General features: G+C 35.0%; 15 protein-coding genes. 5 read left to right on the forward strand and 10 right to left on the reverse strand.

Annotated features, from left to right (window positions below; genetic code table 11):
• The 7 genes from COD11_RS21685 to gltB all read right to left on the reverse strand — a co-directional run bounded on the left by COD11_RS21685 (position 1) and on the right by gltB (position 10702).
• The gene (locus tag COD11_RS21685) at positions 1–675 is read right to left on the reverse strand and encodes a hypothetical protein (protein WP_098798993.1); all 675 of its coding nucleotides are present in this window, start codon (positions 673–675) and stop codon (positions 1–3) included.
• Between the two features lie 104 nt (positions 676–779).
• The gene (locus COD11_RS21690) at positions 780–1868 is read right to left on the reverse strand and encodes a hypothetical protein (RefSeq protein WP_098798994.1); all 1089 of its coding nucleotides are present in this window, start codon (positions 1866–1868) and stop codon (positions 780–782) included.
• A 206-nt stretch (positions 1869–2074) separates the two neighbouring features.
• Positions 2075–2479 carry a YuzC family spore coat inner layer protein gene (locus COD11_RS21695; RefSeq protein ID WP_098798995.1) on the reverse strand — a complete coding sequence of 135 codons (405 nt, stop codon included), beginning with the start codon at positions 2477–2479 and terminating at the stop codon, positions 2075–2077.
• 64 nt (positions 2480–2543) lie between these two features.
• Positions 2544–2678 (reverse strand): hypothetical protein, encoded by a 135-nt coding sequence (locus COD11_RS27720; RefSeq protein WP_255301671.1) that lies wholly within the window; start codon positions 2676–2678, stop codon positions 2544–2546.
• A gap of 188 nt (positions 2679–2866) precedes the next feature.
• Positions 2867–4498 (reverse strand): PAS domain-containing sensor histidine kinase, encoded by a 1632-nt coding sequence (locus COD11_RS21700; protein WP_098798996.1) that lies wholly within the window; start codon positions 4496–4498, stop codon positions 2867–2869.
• Between the two features lie 135 nt (positions 4499–4633).
• Complete coding sequence (gene gltD / locus COD11_RS21705; RefSeq protein WP_098798997.1) at positions 4634–6118, reverse strand: glutamate synthase small subunit; 1485 nt, start codon at positions 6116–6118, stop codon at positions 4634–4636.
• A 15-nt stretch (positions 6119–6133) separates the two neighbouring features.
• Positions 6134–10702: a glutamate synthase large subunit gene (gene gltB, locus COD11_RS21710; RefSeq protein ID WP_098798998.1), complete on the reverse strand. Its 4569-nt coding sequence runs from the start codon at positions 10700–10702 to the stop codon at positions 6134–6136.
• A gap of 139 nt (positions 10703–10841) precedes the next feature.
• Here gltB and gltC point away from each other — a divergent pair, with 139 nt between their 5' ends.
• Together gltC and COD11_RS21720 are read left to right on the forward strand one after the other, a co-directional pair.
• Positions 10842–11744, forward strand: a complete 903-nt coding sequence (gltC, locus tag COD11_RS21715; RefSeq protein WP_098798999.1) for a glutamate biosynthesis transcriptional regulator GltC — start codon at positions 10842–10844, stop codon at positions 11742–11744.
• A gap of 259 nt (positions 11745–12003) precedes the next feature.
• Entirely contained in the window at positions 12004–12186 is a 183-nt protein-coding gene (locus COD11_RS21720; protein WP_098799000.1) for a hypothetical protein, read from the forward strand.
• A 45-nt stretch (positions 12187–12231) separates the two neighbouring features.
• On the opposite strand, the gene COD11_RS21725 is transcribed toward COD11_RS21720, so the two are convergent.
• Positions 12232–13029, reverse strand: coding sequence for a glycerophosphodiester phosphodiesterase (locus COD11_RS21725; protein WP_231309766.1), 798 nt, complete (start codon positions 13027–13029; stop codon positions 12232–12234).
• A gap of 125 nt (positions 13030–13154) precedes the next feature.
• On the opposite strand from COD11_RS21725, the gene COD11_RS21730 reads away from it, so the two are divergent.
• Complete coding sequence (locus COD11_RS21730) at positions 13155–13913, forward strand: NADPH-dependent oxidoreductase (protein ID WP_098799002.1); 759 nt, start codon at positions 13155–13157, stop codon at positions 13911–13913.
• 184 nt (positions 13914–14097) lie between these two features.
• Positions 14098–14232, forward strand: coding sequence for a DNA-binding anti-repressor SinI (gene sinI / locus COD11_RS26545; RefSeq protein ID WP_231307678.1), 135 nt, complete (start codon positions 14098–14100; stop codon positions 14230–14232).
• 73 nt (positions 14233–14305) lie between these two features.
• On the opposite strand, the gene COD11_RS21735 is transcribed toward sinI, so the two are convergent.
• Together COD11_RS21735 and helD are read right to left on the reverse strand one after the other, a co-directional pair.
• Positions 14306–14584 (reverse strand): hypothetical protein, encoded by a 279-nt coding sequence (locus tag COD11_RS21735; protein WP_098799003.1) that lies wholly within the window; start codon positions 14582–14584, stop codon positions 14306–14308.
• 19 nt (positions 14585–14603) lie between these two features.
• Complete coding sequence (gene helD, locus COD11_RS21740) at positions 14604–16946, reverse strand: RNA polymerase recycling motor HelD (RefSeq protein ID WP_098799004.1); 2343 nt, start codon at positions 16944–16946, stop codon at positions 14604–14606.
• A gap of 205 nt (positions 16947–17151) precedes the next feature.
• Here helD and COD11_RS21745 point away from each other — a divergent pair, with 205 nt between their 5' ends.
• Positions 17152–18060 (forward strand): metallophosphoesterase, encoded by a 909-nt coding sequence (locus COD11_RS21745; RefSeq protein ID WP_098799005.1) that lies wholly within the window; start codon positions 17152–17154, stop codon positions 18058–18060.
• The last annotated feature ends 1 nt before the right edge of the window (position 18061 follow it).

Raw genomic sequence — 18061 nt, forward strand, 5'->3', positions numbered from 1 at the left:
TTAATCAGACACCTTCAATAAATAATCGATTAGTGCTTGTTGCTGCTCTTTTGTAAATCCTGTTGAGGAATCAACCCAGAACTCATGGCCTTTTCCACTTATATGAGCAGTTTTTAAATTGTGATTTTCATTATTTGTCTTAATGACCTTTTTCCTTAACGAGGAATCAATCATTGCTAACAAACTATTGCGAGGATCAGGTTTTTTATTACTCAAAATAGTACCAGGTACACCAACTTCATTCACAAGGTCTTTACCAACTGCAACTCCACCATCATGCAGATAAGGTGCACTCCAGTTTAAACCAATTAAGCTAGTTGTTTTATAAGCACCATTTGTTCCACCTTGCGCCCACCCAAGTCTTAGTTGCTCATTTTGTTCTTTTGTCAACGGGATTTCCATCACAACTGGATTTTCAGGTAATGGCACTGGAGTACTAGGATCATATATGGAAGGTAAGCTAAAATAATTCTCCGCTGCTTGAAATCCTTTAGCTCTAGAAGTATCTGTTTTGATCTCTTCAACTGGTATTAATTTATTATTTGTTAAATAATTACCTCCGTGGCATGTTATACATCCTGCTTTTACAAAAACCCTTCTTCCCTCTTCTACTTTTTTTTCATCAGATTTTATATTTGTTTTAGGAGGATGCAAAGAATTCATAAAAGCAGACATTGCATTTTGTTGCTCCCAGGCTTTATAACCATCAGAACTGGAAAATAAGCCAACACTTGTTACAAAAGAAGGTCTTGGATAAGTGGGTGCTGGTATTAAAGTGTTTACTCCATCAGCTCCGGTGTTGGATCAACTTTTGCAAAAAACTCTGAAGGTTTTTCCCCTGACTCGGGGTCATATCGATACTTTTTCCTAGCTGCGTTTTGTAAAATAGTACCCAAGTAAAGCTCTTTATCTATATTTAAGATTTCGTTACTTATTGTTGTTTGAGAGAGTGTATCCATGTTTTGAGCATGTGCATTGTTTATAGCTGCGCTTAATCCTTTAAACGGACCAATTTGACCTTGTCCACTCCAGCCATATGGATGATCACCTTTAGTATAAACATCTAGAATTTGTACTGGGTTATTTTTAAAGTCAATGGTTGTATCATTACTTCCTTTTGGCCACTTCATGACTTCTCTATCAACAAATTCTTCCAGTTCTTTCATATCAGGAAGTCCTACCATTTCCCCCTTTGTATTTTCGACAGTCCGATCGTCCGTTAAAACAAATTTTTTTATACTTTCCATCTCTGTATGTGAAAAATACGATGCTGAATTAGTTGCCATGGCTACGAGTAAACCTATATCTAAATCACTATTTGTCATTCCATGTACAACTTCTTTTTCTTCGTTTAAAGTTGCATGACAAACTGCACAACTAATCCCCGCTCTAATATTTCCTTTTTCATATACGAATTTAACACCAAGAGGAGTGAAAGCTCCTTTTGGTACATCAAGTCCTGTTTCAATTAACTCTCCCTTTTCAATCGTACGATCACCTATTTTTACTGTTTCAGCAGCCTCCACTAATAAATTATCAGTGCCTTTTCCATTTAACTTTACTATCGCCTTTCCTACATTTATTAGAGTAAATGTTCCATCAAACATCCCCATAATATCTGAAAAAAATACTTCATTACCAAATGTTTCTTCATAAAACAGCTTTTTCCCTAGTTCAATAAGCTCTTCAGAACTCTCATCCTGTATGTAAGAAACATTTTTCACATCGATAAGTTTATCTGATTCTTTATTGTGAACAATTTCATCAGGAGGGAGATAGGCATATTGGAATCCTACTATCGAAAAATATGTAACAACACCTATTAATCCAATGATAAATACAGATAATATGAGGAAAGCTTTTCGCAAAATAATTCTCCTTTTCTTCATATGTTTGTACTTAATATTTATCTAAATAGGTTTGTTATTCATTGTAAAAATCGATAGATGTGTTAAAAAATGGAAGTTAATAATGTAGCTAAGGAGCAATGCTTTATTAGTGCTATAGCCATTAAAGATTATATTTAGAGGATATAAAAAGGATAGAGGAATTTTTGCTCCTTACTCAAGAGAGATTAAAGCCACCTAAGTGCAATTGTTAAGTGACAGCATTCAGCTCCCCCAACTGCAGAGGAAAGTTTCATATTAATTCCATCTGGATTAAAAGTAGTATTAACTTTTGATTTAATGCCAGTTGATTGAATTAATTTATCCACTTCTTGTTTATTCGATTGTTGAGCTGCAGACATCACTTTTGTAGCAAAATCTTTTGAATCAGCCAACTTGTTTAAAACTAAACTAGCTTCTTTCATTAACTTTTGCATAGACTTTGCTGATTGCTCTAACAATGTCGGGTCTACTTCTGGGTATTGTCTTATTGAAGAAGGATAAATAGCAAAGGAAGGAATTGTATGAATCTGTCTTGCAGCCTTTGAGTAAGGCGGACAATAACACATTGGATAACAGTATAATTGTGTCATTACTAACAGCTCCTTTTAATAAAATCGCACATAAATAATATACGGTATTTACAATATTGCGTGATTATAATTCTAAATATTGTAGTAATGCTAGAATGCAAAATGCAACAAAAACTGGTAAAAATGACATCAGAAAACGAGAAATCCTTTTTTGAACAAACAACCTGTCATATATCTCTAAACGACGAGATTTTTCCATTTACACAACCTCCCTTTCTTTATAAATTAAATCGTTCATTTATGATCTAAATCTTGTATTTCACTAAAAAAATTAGACTAATACAACTTTTATTATATATTATCCCTACCCCCAAAAAATGTGTGGATTTTGTTATTTCTGTTTTTAAATGAAACAATTATTTAAAAAACATAAAAAACCCTAAAAAATTAGGGTTTTGTTGTAGGAAGTAATACGTTCACCTCAGTGCCTTCATTAACGACACTCTTAAATGAAATCTTCCCTTTATGAAACTCAACAATTCTATAACTAACTGTCAGACCAAGACCAGTCCCTTTTTCTTTCATAGAATAAAATGGTTCACCAAGATGCTGCAACCGATCTTCATCAATGCCACAGCCATTATCTTTAAAGGTAACATCAATATTCTGATTGTTAACCTTTCCAACTTTAACTGTAACATAATTTGCTGATGCTTCAATTGAATTTTTTATTATATTTATAAAGAGTTGTTTTAATTGATTTGGCTCACAATCAATTAAAGGAATGGAAGTATTAACCTCAACATCCAATGTAACACCATATAAATTTGCTTCAGATTTTAGTAATTGCTGAACATCTTCTAAGAGATGATTTATATTCACCTTTTGAAACTGTATTTTTTGAGGTTTAGCAAGTACTAATAATTCGCTTGATATGACGTTAATCCGTTCTAGTTCATCAAGCATTATATTATAATAATGTTTATTTTCATTAGAATCTGCCTGAAGCATTTGAACGAAGCCTTTTAAAGATGTTAAAGGATTACGTATCTCATGAGCAACACTCGCCGCTAACTCTCCTACTACAGATAACTTTTCTGATTTTAGAAGCAATAATTCTGTTTCTTTTTGTTTTGTAATGTCAACTGCATAGCCGATAACCCCTACAGTTTTTTCATTTATAATCATTGGCACAGAGGTACATCTTAAAACTTTAACTGAACGATCTTTTTGGATCATTTCAATTTCCTCGTTAATCCATGGTGTATTGTGATAAATAACGCTTTTAAATGCCTCTCTAACTCTAGAATGGTCTTTATTTGCTATTAGAGTCAAAACGGATTTATTGATAAATTTCCCTTTATCAAAACCAGTAAAACGAACAAAATGTTCATTTACATCAGTAAGCTTGCCATCTAGGTTGATCATATAAACAAGTTCAGGGTTAAATTCAAACAGTGATTTATATCGTTGTTCACTTTCAGCAAGCTTCTTTTCAGCCTCTACCTTTTCTGTTACATCTCTTCCCATAACAACTAATTCTTTTCGTGCACCATTTTCATAAAAACTAGGAATCTTTATCGTATCAAAGGTTTTTGTCGAGCCATCAGGCATTGGTATTATTTCAATACATCTACTTGGTTTTCCTTCTAGCCAAGCCTGTTCATCTGAAGTTTCACAATACCTAAGTGCATCAGCATAAAATTCCGTATACTCTGCAAGCTCGGAATCTTTTTTCCCAATATAATCTATGTTTTCAATCTGAAAAAGCCTTAAAGCAAAATCATTTGCCCGTGTCCACCGGCCTTCTCCATCCTTAAAATTAACAAAGTCAACCATCGAATTAATTAACAATGATAGCTTTGTCTTTTCTTGTTTTTCCGTTATATAGGCTTCTCTTTTTAAAACCAAATAGTATATGAAAATACTTGTTATTAAAACAAAAATAAAGCCCTTGATATTTTGAAATACTAATAAAGCTTCTTTTGATATATTTATAGTAACCAAAACATTGTCAGTAACTAAAATCCATATAAAACTAAACAAAACATAACCAATAAGAATTTTGTATTTTTTCAAGATTTACTTCTCCTTATTTGAAGGATACATAAATTTTATTGTACTAAAGATTAAAAGAGCAGTCCAATAGGAATAAATGCCAAAAGACCTAAAGTACGAGACTTTAGGTCTTAAAAATAAGAATCTATTTGAAAATTAAGCTAATACTGTACTACCCATTAAATACAGATCTACTTCACGTGCTGCTTCACGACCTTCGTTAATAGCCCAAACAATTAAGCTTTGACCACGACGAGCATCACCAGCGGCAAATACACCATCAATATTTGTACGGAAATCACCATATTTAGCAGCAACCACATTTCTAGCTGTTTGATCAACACCAAACTGCTTTAGAACTGGTTGTTCAGCTCCTTCAAAACCAATCGCAATGAACACTAATTGAGCAGGCCATACTTTTTCTGATCCTGGTACTTCTTCAAAGTAATAACGACCTTCTTCATCTTTTAGTTTTTCCATTTGAATAGTATGAAGTTCTTTAAGATTTCCATTTTCATCTGAAACAAGCTTTGTAGTTTGGATGCAATACTGACGAGGATTTTCACCAAACTTAGCTTCTGCTTCTTCATAAGCATATTCCATTGTGAAAACATGAGGAGCTTCTGGCCACATATTTTCTTTTGTACGTGACATTGGTAATTTCGGATGCTTACCAAACTGAACTACGCTATTACAATTTTGACGGATAGCTGAGGCAACACAGTCAGCACCTGTGTCTCCTCCACCAATTACGATGACATCTTTGCCTTCAGCATTGATAAACTGGCCATCTTCAAAGTTTGTGTTAAGATAGCTTTTTGTTACATCAGTAAGATAATCCATTGCAAAGTGGACACCGTTTGCTTCACGACCCTCAATCTTCAAATCACGCTGCTTCTGAGCACCAACACAAAGAATAACTGCATCATGCTGCTCACGTAACTGTTCAGACGTGATATCTTTTCCAACTTCAGTATTCGTGACAAAAGTAATACCTTCTTGAGTTAATAAGTTCACACGTCGTTCAACAATACCCTTATCAAGTTTCATGTTAGGAATACCATATGTTAGCAATCCACCTGGGCGATCTGCACGTTCATAAACAGTCACTGTATGACCAGCTTGGTTTAATTGATCTGCAGCTGCTAAACCAGCAGGACCTGAACCAACAATTGCAATCTTTTTACCTGTACATTTTTCTGGAACACGCGGAGTGATCCAACCATTTTCAAAGCCTTTATCAATAATCGCTTTTTCAATGTTCTTAATTGTAACGGCAGGATCTGAGATTGCTACGTTACATGACCCTTCACAAGGTGCAGGACATACTCTTCCTGTAAATTCAGGGAAGTTATTTGTTTTCAATAAACGTTCTAATGCTTCCTTCCATCTTCCACGATAGACTAAGTCATTCCACTCAGGAATTAAGTTATGAATTGGACATCCTGAAGTGAAACCATTAATCTCAGTACCAATATGACAGAAAGGAGTAGCGCAATCCATGCAGCGCGCCCCTTGTCTGCTTAACTTTTCCTCAGAGAAAGGAGCTGAATACTCTTTCCAGTCATTTAAACGTGTGAGAGGGTCGCGCTCAGCTGCCTCTTCACGTTTAAACTCTAAAAATCCTGTTGCTTTCCCCATCTTCCTCTCCCCTTTCTACTGTACTACTGCTTTGGAACGTGACGCTTTTGTCGCCGAACCTTTTTTCTCAGATTTTGCATTTGCTTCAAACGCACTCATAATTGCTTCTTCATTTGTTAGTCCAGCAGCCATTTGCTCAGCAATACGATTCATCATACGCTTGTAATCTTTTGGAATAACTTTCACAAATTTCGCTACTGTTTCAGTCCAATGATCTAGAACAAATTTCGCTTTCGGACTTCCTGTATAGTCATAATGATTTTGAATCATTTCTTTTAAGAAGTTTATTTCTTGGTCATCTACTAAACTCTCAAATTCAATCATTTCATCATTGCAAGTTGCTTTGAACTCATTCTTATTATCAGCAAGTACGTATGCAATACCACCAGACATACCTGCACCAAAGTTTTTACCAACTTCACCAAGAATCACAACACGGCCACCAGTCATATATTCACAGCCATGGTCTCCTACACCTTCAACAACAACATTTACTCCACTGTTACGAACACCGAAGCGTTCACCAGCGTGACCGTTAATATATGCTTCACCGCTTGTTGCACCATAGAATGGTACGTTTCCGATGATCACATTATCAGCAGCAACAATGCTTGAATCCTCTGAAGGTTTAACAATAATTTTACCACCAGATAAACCTTTTCCTAGGTAGTCATTGGCATCACCAGTTAAATGCATTGTCACACCTTTAGGAACAAATGCACCAAAGCTTTGACCAGCAGAGCCAGTGAAACGAAGGGTAATTGTATCCTCTGGTAATCCTTCTTCACCATAACGTTTTGAAATCTCACTACCAACAATTGTACCTGTAACACGGTTAATATTTTTAATAGTAAATGAAGCATCAATTGGCGTACCAGATTCGATTGCTTTTTCTACTTTAGGTAAAATTTCAACCATATCCAGTGATTGTTCAATTTTATGGTTTTGTTTAATCTTTGCAGTACGAGTACCTTCAGGTTGGAATAATAGTGTTGAAAGATCTAGATGTTTTGCTTTCCAGTGAGCTTTTGCACGATCACTTACTTCTAAAACATCCGTGCTTCCAACCATTTCATCCATTGTTCTGAAGCCAAGCTCAGCCATAATTTCACGTACTTCTTGAGCCACAAAACGCATGTAGTTCACAATATGATCTGGATCTCCAGTGAATTTATCACGAAGCTCAGGATTTTGTGTTGCAACCCCTACTGGACAAGTATCTAAATGACAAACGCGCATCATAATACAACCCATAACAACAAGTGGAGCTGTGGCAAAGCCATACTCTTCTGCACCTAAGATAGCTGCTAGAGCTACATCGCGACCAGTCATTAATTTTCCATCTGTTTCTAATACAACGCGATCACGAAGACCGTTAAGCATTAATGTTTGGTGAGCTTCCGCTAGTCCAAGCTCCCATGGAAGACCTGTATGTTTAATACTTGTTTTTGGAGAAGCACCAGTACCACCATCATAACCACTAATAACAATAACATCAGCAGCACCTTTAGCAACACCTGCTGCAATTGTACCAACACCAGCTTTAGCAACAAGTTTTACACTGATACGTGCATCTCGATTTGAGTTTTTCAAATCATGAATAAGCTGTGCTAGATCCTCAATTGAATAAATATCATGGTGAGGCGGTGGTGAGATTAATCCCACACCAGGTGTTGAACCACGAACATCGGCAACCCATGGGTAAACTTTGTTACCAGGTAATTGTCCACCTTCACCAGGCTTCGCACCTTGTGCCATTTTAATTTGCAGTTCATCAGCATTTACTAAATAGTGACTCTTAACACCAAAACGTCCAGATGCAATTTGTTTCACAGCACTGCGTCGAAGATCACCGTTTGCATCAGCAGTAAAACGGTTTGAATCTTCTCCACCCTCACCACTGTTACTCTTACCGCCAAGACGGTTCATAGCGATCGCAAGTGTTTCATGTGCTTCTTTACTTAATGAACCAAATGACATCGCACCAGTTTTAAAACGTTTAACGATTGAGTCAACTGATTCAACTTCATCAATTGAAATGGATTGTTTCTTGCTGTTAAATGAGAATAGATTACGTAAGAAACCAATTCTCTCTTCATTTGCAGCTTCAGAATATTGTTTAAACAGGCTGTAATCATTTTTACGACAAGCCCACTGTAACGTATGAATTGTCTTAGGATTGAATGCATGGTGCTCCCCATTTTTTCTCCATTGGAAGTCACTACCAGAATCCAATACCTTGTCAACCTTTTCAGAAAAAGCATCTTTATGACGTAATACAGCTTCTTTTGCAATTGTATCTAGATCAATTCCACCAAGTTGTGTCGCTGTACCAGTGAAGAATCGATCAACAACCTCCTGGCTGATTCCAACTGCTTCAAAAATTTGTGCTCCACGGTAACTTTGTACAGTAGAAATCCCCATCTTAGACATTACTTTTACAACACCTTCAGTAACACCTTTGATGTATTTTGCTACAACTTCATCATAGCTGTATGAAAGACTACCATCTAAAACAGCTTCTTTATAAGTTGCAAATGCTAAATAAGGATTAATTGCGTCTACTCCGTAACCAATTAAAGCCGCGAAATGATGAACTTCTCTTGCTTCACCAGACTCAATGACAAGACTCGCCTTTGTACGTGTTCCTTGACGTACTAAATGTTGGTGAATTGCACCTACTGCTAAAAGAGCTGGAATAGCAACCTTCACAGAGTTCATGGCACGATCTGATATAATAATGATATTTACACCATCAGCAATTGCCTGATCTGCTTCTGCACATAACTCATTCACTGCCGCATCAAGATTATCCGTAAACAATGCTTGAAGTGTTTTACTCTTAAAACCAGAGTGTAAGTTTAAACGTAATTGTGCTAATTGATCGTTTGAAAGTACAGGTGAATCTAATTGAATTCTACGTGCGTTTTCTTTCGTAGGATGAAGAATATTTCCTTCAGTACCTAATAACGTCATTGTTGAAGTAACAATTTGTTCCCTAATTGCATCAATTGGCGGGTTCGTTACTTGAGCAAATAATTGCTTAAAGTAGTTAAATAAAGATTGTGGGCGATCTGACAATACCGCAAGTGGAGTGTCATTCCCCATTGAACCTAGTGGGTCTTTTCCTTCTGTAATGATAGGAAGTAAATATTTTTGGATATCTTCGTACGTATAACCAAAAGCTTGTTGACGCTCAGGAATATCTGTTACAACTTCTTCTTCTAGATCTGCCGCTTGGTTTTCAAGCTTAATAAGCTGTTCAGTTAACCACTCTTGATACGGCTCTTCTTGTGCCATCTCTTCTTTAATTTCTTCATCAGAAATGATACGCCCTTGCTCTAAGTCGATTAACAACATTTTCCCTGGGCTTAAGCGGTCTTTGTATAAAACATCTTTTTCATCTACTTCAATAACACCTACTTCAGATGAGAAGATGATGTAGTCGTCTTTTGTTACATAATATCGTGCTGGACGAAGACCATTACGATCTAAAATCGCACCAATTTGTTTACCATTTGTAAACGAGATTGCGGTTGGACCATCCCATGGTTCCATTAAGCAGCTATGATATTCATAGAACGCTCTTTTTTCAGGACTCATATGAGGATTCTCAGTCCAAGGTTCTGGAATCATCATCATCGCAGCATGAGCTGGCTTGCGACCTGCTAAAACAAAGAATTCAAAAGCGTTATCTAAAATAGACGAGTCACTACCGTCTACATCTAGAATTGGTAGTACTTTATTTAAATCTTCACCAAATGCTTCTGACACGAATTGTTGTTCTCTTGCTTTCATCCAATTCATGTTTCCACGAAGTGTATTAATTTCTCCATTATGAATTAGGTAGCGATTTGGATGTGCTCTTTCCCAGCTTGGGAATGTGTTTGTACTAAAGCGTGAGTGAACCAAAGAGAATGCAGAAACGAAATCTTCATCCTGTAGATCAAGATAAAATGCATCAACTTGTTCAGGAGTTAATAGTCCTTTGTAGACAATTGTGCTGCTTGAAAGACTAGTAAAATAGAAACGTAGTTCACGTTCTCTTGCCCAGTTTTCAGCTTGTTTACGAATCACATATAATTTACGTTCAAACGTAATATTATCTTGGATTGATTCATCTGCTCCAATAAACACTTGACGAACAACTGGGCAGCTTAATTTTGCTACTGGTCCAATTTCTTCTGCGTTTACTGGTACATCTCTCCAACCTAATAAAGTTTGACCTTCAGCTTCAATAAATTTGTTTAATTGTTCTTCAATCTGTTGACGTTCTGAATCATCATTTGAGAAAAACATCATTCCGACACCGTAGCGTCCACTTTCAGGAAGGGTCATTTCCTGACAAGCCTTTTTGAAGTATGCATCAGGAATTTGTACCATTAATCCGGCACCATCTCCTGTTAATGGGTCACTGCCTTGTCCACCCCTGTGGTCTAATTGACAAAGCATACTTAGTCCTTTTTTTACAATATCATGTGTAGCATGGCCTTTAATATGAGCGTATAAACCGATACCGCATGCATCATGTTCAAATTCAGGACGGTAGAGACCTTGTGCTTTAGGTATTTGATTGTAAGTCATGTATATCTCCCCCCGTTAGATAATCTTACACCCGAGAATTTTCAGATAATTACATTATATCTTCCATAATTGATATTAACAATATATAATTTAGATTAAAACAATCTCAATTTGATATAAATAGTTTGGAGGCCTATAAATGGAATTACGACAATTACGTTATTTTATGGAAGTAGCTGAGCGTGAGCATGTATCTGAAGCTGCTCAATATTTACATGTTGCTCAATCTGCGATAAGTAGACAAATTGCTAATCTTGAAGCGGAATTAGGTGTTACCTTATTTGAAAGAGAAGGTCGGAATGTCAAGCTTACACCGATCGGAAAGGTGTTTCTTACTCATACAAAAACTGCAATGAAAGCAATTGATTATGCGAAAAAACAAATCGATGAGTACTTAGACCCTGAGAGAGGAACAATTAAGATTGGATTTCCAACAAGTCTCGCAAGTCACTTGTTGCCAACCGTTATATCAGCATTTAAGGATAAACATCCAAATGTTGCCTTTCATTTACGTCAAGGCTCTTATAAATTTTTAATTGATTCTGTTGTAAATCGTGAAATTGATTTAGCATTTTTAGGGCCAGTCCCTCAAAATAATCCTGAAGTTGAAGGAACAATTTTATTTACAGAGAGCATTTCTGCTTTAATACCATCATCACACCATCTAGCATCAAAAAGCAGTATTCTGCTCAATGAGTTAAGAAATGACTCTTTTGTTCTTTTCCCTAGAGGCTTTGTACTACAAGAAATAGTGGTGGAAGCTTGTAAGCAAGCAGGATTTGTTCCAAACATTTCTTCTGTAGGAGAAGATTTGGACGCTATCAAAGGTTTAGTTTCAGCAGGAATGGGTGTTACTTTGTTGCCAGAAAGTACATTTCATGAGTCCATCCCCCGCTTTACAGTAAAAATACCAATTGAACTTCCGATAGTTAGACGTTCAGTTGGTATTATTGTTTCTAAGAAAAGAGATCTTGCCCCTTCCGAAAAAGTGTTTTATAAATTTGTAAAAGACTTTTTCTCGATGCTAGAGCAATATCAATAAATCCATCCTGAGTTGACTCTAGAATTTGCTAGGTCAACTCTTGCTTTATCATAACATTTATTAGTATGTATTGAATTAGAAATTAATGGGATTTCAATCGATTATCTCGTTAGCTTGTTCCTAGTTTCTTCTATTATATATATGAATCAAACGCTTTCATTTTTAGGGTTTTGAGCAAAAGAGGCATTTACTTCTTAGGAATGATATCTATGGTTTAGAGGAACATAAGAAAACAAAATAAAAAAGGAGGATGTTGTTTATGAAAAAAGAACAATACCTATCTAATGCCCCAAAACAAGAGAAATTCACATTACAAACGGATGGTACTTTTCCTAATAAGAAAAATATTGATGGTGATTCGGTTATGGAACATAAAAACCAAGAAGTAGCTAATTCGTTAATTGCTGAAAAAGAAATTGGTCAACAACAGGAAAATCTTTAAACCTTATGCAAAGAGGCTCACAATGTGAACCTCTTTTCTGTTCATTCATCCTTTATGGTTCATAAAAAAATCAGGATAGTCTGTTATGATTCCATCCACTTTTGCATCTAGTAGTGGTTTAATTGTTTTTTTATCTCTAACTGTGTATGGCATAGTCCTCATGTTATAAGAGTGAATTTTTTTTACTAATTTATTCGTAACAAGAGCTTTATTTGGGTTTATAAATTGCACTAATGAAGACCAATCTTTTAATTGTACATTTGACACTCCTTGTACTCGATATTTAACAAGTAAGCCGAGAGGAACATGTGCTATCTTAGTATGAAATTTTTCTAACCATTCAAAATCAAAAGATTGGACAATAACCTCTTCATTTTCAAATTTTCCCTTCCTAAAAATATTAAGTTCTTCAGCCAATTTCACATGAAGATCATCATATAAACCTGGATTTTTCACTTCAATTAACAAACCTATTTTCCCTTTGAATGTTAGCAATACTTCTTCTAAACTTGGAACTTTTTGTCCAGAAAATTTCTTATGATACCAAGAACCAGCATCTAGTTTTCTTAATTCCTCATATGTAAATTCTTTAACTTCACCAGTTCCATTTGTTGTCCTATCAACGGTGGGGTCATGAATAACAACCACTTTACCATCTTTTGTCATCTGCAGATCAAGTTCAATATAATCTGCTTCTAGCTCTACTGCCTTATTAAAAGCTGCCATGGTGTTTTCAGGAGCATGCCCTGAAGCACCTCGATGTGCAACAACTTTGAAGTTACCTTTTATATCATGATGTTTTCTTTTTAAAAATTGAATGCTCTCTCTAAATTTATGTATCATATTCACATTTCCAAGCCCCTTTGCTTGTTCATATTAGAACATCGCTCACAACAAATTCAAATCTTTGAAAGAAAAGGAAAATTCAAGTAAAGTACAATTAAGAATATTGTTAGGAGGTAAAAATTGTGAATGATGTTATTAACACCTTAACAAGTCACCGTTCTTTTCGTCAATATGAAGAAAAACTGGTAGAACAAGAACATCTAAATGCGATTCTTTCCTCTGCTCAAGCAGCTCCAAATTGGATTAATGGGCAGCAGGTTTCTGTAATTGTTATTAAAGATAAAAAGAAAAAGCAAGAGCTTTCTGTTTTATGTGGTAATCAAAAACATATCGATCAGGCACCAGTCTTTTTAGTTTTTTGTGCGGATTTTTACCGAGCGAAAATAGCAAGTGAAATGGAAAATGTTCCTTTTGAAGTAGTAAATGATGCTGATTCTTTATTAGTTGGAGCAACAGATGTTGGGATCGCACTAAGTAATGCAATAACTGCTTCTGAATCATTAGGTTTAGGAACTGTTCCAATAGGTGGGATACGCCGAAGACCACTGGAAGTAATTGAATTATTACAATTACCTGAATACGTTATACCGATATCAGGATTGTGTATTGGTTATCCTTCAGAGGCCCCCGGTTTAAACCCTAGATTACCTAAAGATGCATTTATTCATAATGAGTCCTATAATGAAAACCAACAAAAATATATAGAAGAGTACAACAAGATGTTTAAACAGCATCAACTCAATAAAACAAATGGTCAAAGAGACACTTCGTGGACTGAAAGAATATCGAACTTTTATAAAGGCCCACATTATAATAATAATTACCCTGACGTACCCAAAATGCTTAAAAAGCAGGGATTTACTTGTAAAGATTTATCATAAACCACTTAACTGACAATATTTTCCTTGTCAGTTTTTTATTTATTAATCTAACATGCAATTTAGTTAACATTTCAATAAAAAATGATTTAATGAACGAAAAAAGGTTTTAATCGTACTTAAACCGGGTATAGAGAAATAGTATGTGTTTCTAAGCATCCTTTACTAACTGTGGAGGTGATACATTTTGACTGATGCTATGAAAAATGACAGGAAAAATGAAATTTTAGAATTAACACTTGAGGCAATGAAATCTAATATTAGTAAAGAAGAATTCAAACAATTTTTGAAACAAAAAGCAAAAGAGAAAAACCGTACTTGATTTTCGGTACATATGCTAAAAGGGACAGATTTTTCATTTCTTCTTGAAAAATTTGTCCCTTTTATTTAACAACTTATTTTATCTTCTTAAACTCCTCAATAAACTGCTCAGGATTCGATCGCATTTGAAATGAATACATACCTCTTGTTGTATGTAAGTAAAGAAATCCTATTTCACTAGAAATGATACGATACGAAATATCTAATACATCTTTTAATAAGAAAGTTTCAAAAGAGGTCGAGATCTCACTTGTAGACAATGTGATTTTATGTTGCTCTTCTTTATGACATATACTATTTTCTTCAATATTTCTCGTGACTGTAATATAGGGTAAATTGGCGATTACTTTCACATTGTCCCTCCTTTTGAACTTATTCTTCCTTACTATAAAGATGATCAGAGATATTTTCAACAAATGGAGTCACTTGTCCTGCAGAATAGATAAATAATTCGTGCATCGCTCTTGTGCAGGCTGTATAGAATAGATTTCTTACATCTTCTTCATAATATTGTTCTTTAGAAGCATTGAACAAAATAACAGCATCAAATTCTATTCCTTTTGCAAGATATGCTGGAATGATAATAATCCCTTTTTGGAACTCATTGCTTTTTTTATCGATTAGCTGTACATTCATATGCTGTTTAAGTTCTTGGTAAGCCTGCTGTGACTCCTCTGCAGTTTTGCAAATAATTGCAATCGTTTGATAGTTCTGCAATGTTTTAACTTTATTTTTTATGCTAGCAACAACTTCTGAGAGCTCTGTTTTTTCAATAATAACTGGTTTTGGTCCCTGTCGATTAAAAGGGTCAATTTCATTTTCATTATTAAGAATTTCACGAGTAAATTCAATAATTGGTTTGGTTGAGCGATAACTACGGTTTAAAATAATTTTTTCAATTGACTCTCCCTGAAACAAGTTCATTAATGCTTCAATACCTGATTTGGAATGATGTGAATAGATTGCTTGGTTAGTATCACCTAACACTGTATATCTTGCGTTTGGGAAAAGCTGCTTAATAAATGCAAATTGAAATGCAGAGTAATCCTGTGCCTCATCAATAAACACATATTTCACACTCGTATTCACTTGAAAACCTGTTATTTTTTCCTTTACATATAAATATGGAGTTGCATCTTCATAAGGCAGTCTATCTTGATTAATCTGGGAAATAGTAAAAGAACAAACATCTTTCCACTCTTCTTCTGAGAGGCTTTCATTTTTTCCAACGGTTAAATGGGAAGGCAGTTTAAATAGCTGTCGATATATTTCCTTTATATTTAAAAATAAGTGAGATTTGATTTCTTTTCGGATAGAATGAAAGTGTCGCTTAACAACATATTTACGCCGCATCTTTTCCTCTCGCTCGTAATCATCAAATGTATCTTCAGTAAAATTCCTTTGTTTCGTTAATTTTTCATAGAAAATTTGGTATTCTTCTTTACTTAAAAACTGAATTTCTTCTTCAACCCATGACTTTTCCCTTTCACTTTTTTCCATCTTCTTCAACTGACTTAATAGCCACTCTGAAACAAGCTTCACCCTATTTGAAAGGGAAAGTGCTCCGCTTAACGAATAAAAATACGATGAAATCTCATCAGAACGAAAAATAATGTTTCCTCTAAACGTAATGTTATGAAATAATAACCCTTCTTCACTCAAATAATTCAAATACTGATCAATTACTTTCATAAAATCATAAGATGATTTATAAACAGAAGACATTTTTCTAACTGGATACAATTGTTCATCCTTTGCCGTTAACATGTATTCCATTAAAGTGAAAGGATCTTCCACCTCATACTGATTACGAAGTGAATGTTGTAAATATTGCTGAAATGTTGTTTGCTGCATATTTTCTTCACCAAGTTCAGGTAAAACATTACGAATATAGCTATTAAACATAAAGTTTGGAGAAAACAACAAAATTTCTTCTGCTTGTAAAGTTTCACGATGTTTATATAGTAAATAGGCCATGCGCTGAAGTGCAGCTGACGTCTTACCACTTCCTGCAGCTCCTTGGACAAATAGTAGCTTCCCTTTTTCATTTCGTATTACCTTATTTTGTTCTTGTTGGATGGTAGCTACAATGCTTTTCATTTGGGTGTTTGATTGATCCCCAAGCACTTCCTGCAATAGTTCATCGCCAATTGTAATTCCAGTATCAAACATACTTTTTATGCTGCCGTTTTTGATAATAAACTGACGTTTTAATTTAAGCTCTCCACTAACAACACCACCCGGAGCAGTGAATTCTGCAGAACCTAAAGAATAGTCATAATATAAACTAGAAATTGGTGCACGCCAATCATAGATAAGAAACTCGTCTGTACTCGGATCAAGGTAAGATGCAATTCCTAAGTAAATACTTTCAACCTCCCGCTCCCCTTCTTCCACAAAGTCAATTCTTGCAAAATATGGTGCTTCGATAAGCCGTTTTAAGTTTTTTTCGTCTTGATCCAGATTTTTATGTCGATGCTCTCGTTCAGCTAAAAATTCAGCTTGTTGTTTTATACTTGTTGCTGTTTCACCTGCTTCTACAGCATCATCAAAGTTCACCGTAACATCTTCCCAGAAACTCTTTCTTATTTCGATAATATCTGTTTTCACCGTTGACGTTTGTTTCTGTAGACCCATTAAATCATTTTTTAATTTATGTAGTACATCATTTATTCTAATTTGTTCATCTTGAAGATTTTTATCAAAAGTATCCATTAAATCCCGCCTTTATAGACTATTCTATTGAAACTAACCACTTTTTTTGTTCTCCTATCTTTACATTCTAGACGTATCGTGAAAATCCTACATATTGGAAAGCTTATGTTACTTTTAATAAATTCATTAAAACTTTACAGAATATTTGCTGTCTGTTCATTTTTCATTGCTAAGCTAATAGTAAGAAAAGAAGGAGGGATCTCTTATGACTAAACATAAAATGATCATTCTTTACTGTGTTATTAGCTTACTACTTGTGTCAACCACAGTTTATTCAGCAACAACCTTAACATCAAGCGATGATACGATTGAAATTCATTTACTTGGGCTGAATGATTTTCACGGTCAATTAAACACTCACCACAATATATTAGGCCAAAAAGTTGGTGGAGCAGAGTATGTATCAGCTTATATCAATAAATTTAGAAAGCAATATGAAAACACATTCCTTGTTCACTCAGGCGATATGGTCGGAGGAAGTCCCCCACTATCTGCACTATTCCATGATGAGCCTACAATAGAGTTTTTAAACTACCTAAATGTTGATATAGGAACTCTTGGAAACCATGAATTTGATGAAGGAGTCCAAGAAATGCTTAGATTAGTTGAAGGAAATAATGATGGATCTTTTCCAGGATCTACTGCTACTTATATTTCTGCCAACGTAATAGATAACAAATCAAATTCACCCCTTCTTCCCCCATACACGATAAAAGAGATTAATGGTATAAAATTAGGTTTCATAGGTGCTGTGACTACTGAAACAAATAACTTTGTTATTCCAGAAAACCGTCAAGAAATTACGATTTCAGATGAAGTTGCGTCAATAAATCTCGCAACAGAAAACCTCATCGATCAAGGTGTTCATTCTATTATTGTACTAGCACATATTTCTGCTAAATCCAATTTAAAAGGCGGAAACCCTCAGTTAGATATGATCAAAATGGCTCCTCTCCTACATGATGAAGTGGATGTAATATTTGCCGGTCACAGTCATGGATACGCCAACACTGTTGTTGATAACAAGTTAATTGTCCAGGGCTATGCCTATGGAAAAGCCATTTCAGATGTAAAAATTAAGGTCAATCCACAAAAAGGCCTTTATCTACAGTAAG

The sequence above is a fragment of the Bacillus sp. AFS040349 genome (assembly GCF_002577655.1).
Taxonomy (GTDB): Bacteria; Bacillota; Bacilli; order Bacillales; family Bacillaceae; genus Metabacillus.

Bases quoted from the DNA above. Each gene is read 5' to 3' on its own strand.
- gltB (WP_098798998.1), bottom strand. From the start codon at position 10,702: ATGACTTACAATCAAATACCTAAAGCACAAGGTCTCTACCGTCCTGAA.
- COD11_RS21695 (WP_098798995.1), bottom strand. From the start codon at position 2,479: ATGACACAATTATACTGTTATCCAATGTGTTATTGTCCGCCTTACTCA.
- COD11_RS21745 (WP_098799005.1), top strand. From the start codon at position 17,152: ATGACTAAACATAAAATGATCATTCTTTACTGTGTTATTAGCTTACTA.
- helD (WP_098799004.1), bottom strand. From the start codon at position 16,946: ATGGATACTTTTGATAAAAATCTTCAAGATGAACAAATTAGAATAAAT.
- COD11_RS21720 (WP_098799000.1), top strand. From the start codon at position 12,004: ATGAAAAAAGAACAATACCTATCTAATGCCCCAAAACAAGAGAAATTC.
- COD11_RS21725 (WP_231309766.1), bottom strand. From the start codon at position 13,029: ATGATACATAAATTTAGAGAGAGCATTCAATTTTTAAAAAGAAAACAT.
- gltC (WP_098798999.1), top strand. From the start codon at position 10,842: ATGGAATTACGACAATTACGTTATTTTATGGAAGTAGCTGAGCGTGAG.
- gltD (WP_098798997.1), bottom strand. From the start codon at position 6,118: ATGGGGAAAGCAACAGGATTTTTAGAGTTTAAACGTGAAGAGGCAGCT.
- COD11_RS27720 (WP_255301671.1), bottom strand. From the start codon at position 2,678: ATGGAAAAATCTCGTCGTTTAGAGATATATGACAGGTTGTTTGTTCAA.
- COD11_RS21685 (WP_098798993.1), bottom strand. From the start codon at position 675: ATGTCTGCTTTTATGAATTCTTTGCATCCTCCTAAAACAAATATAAAA.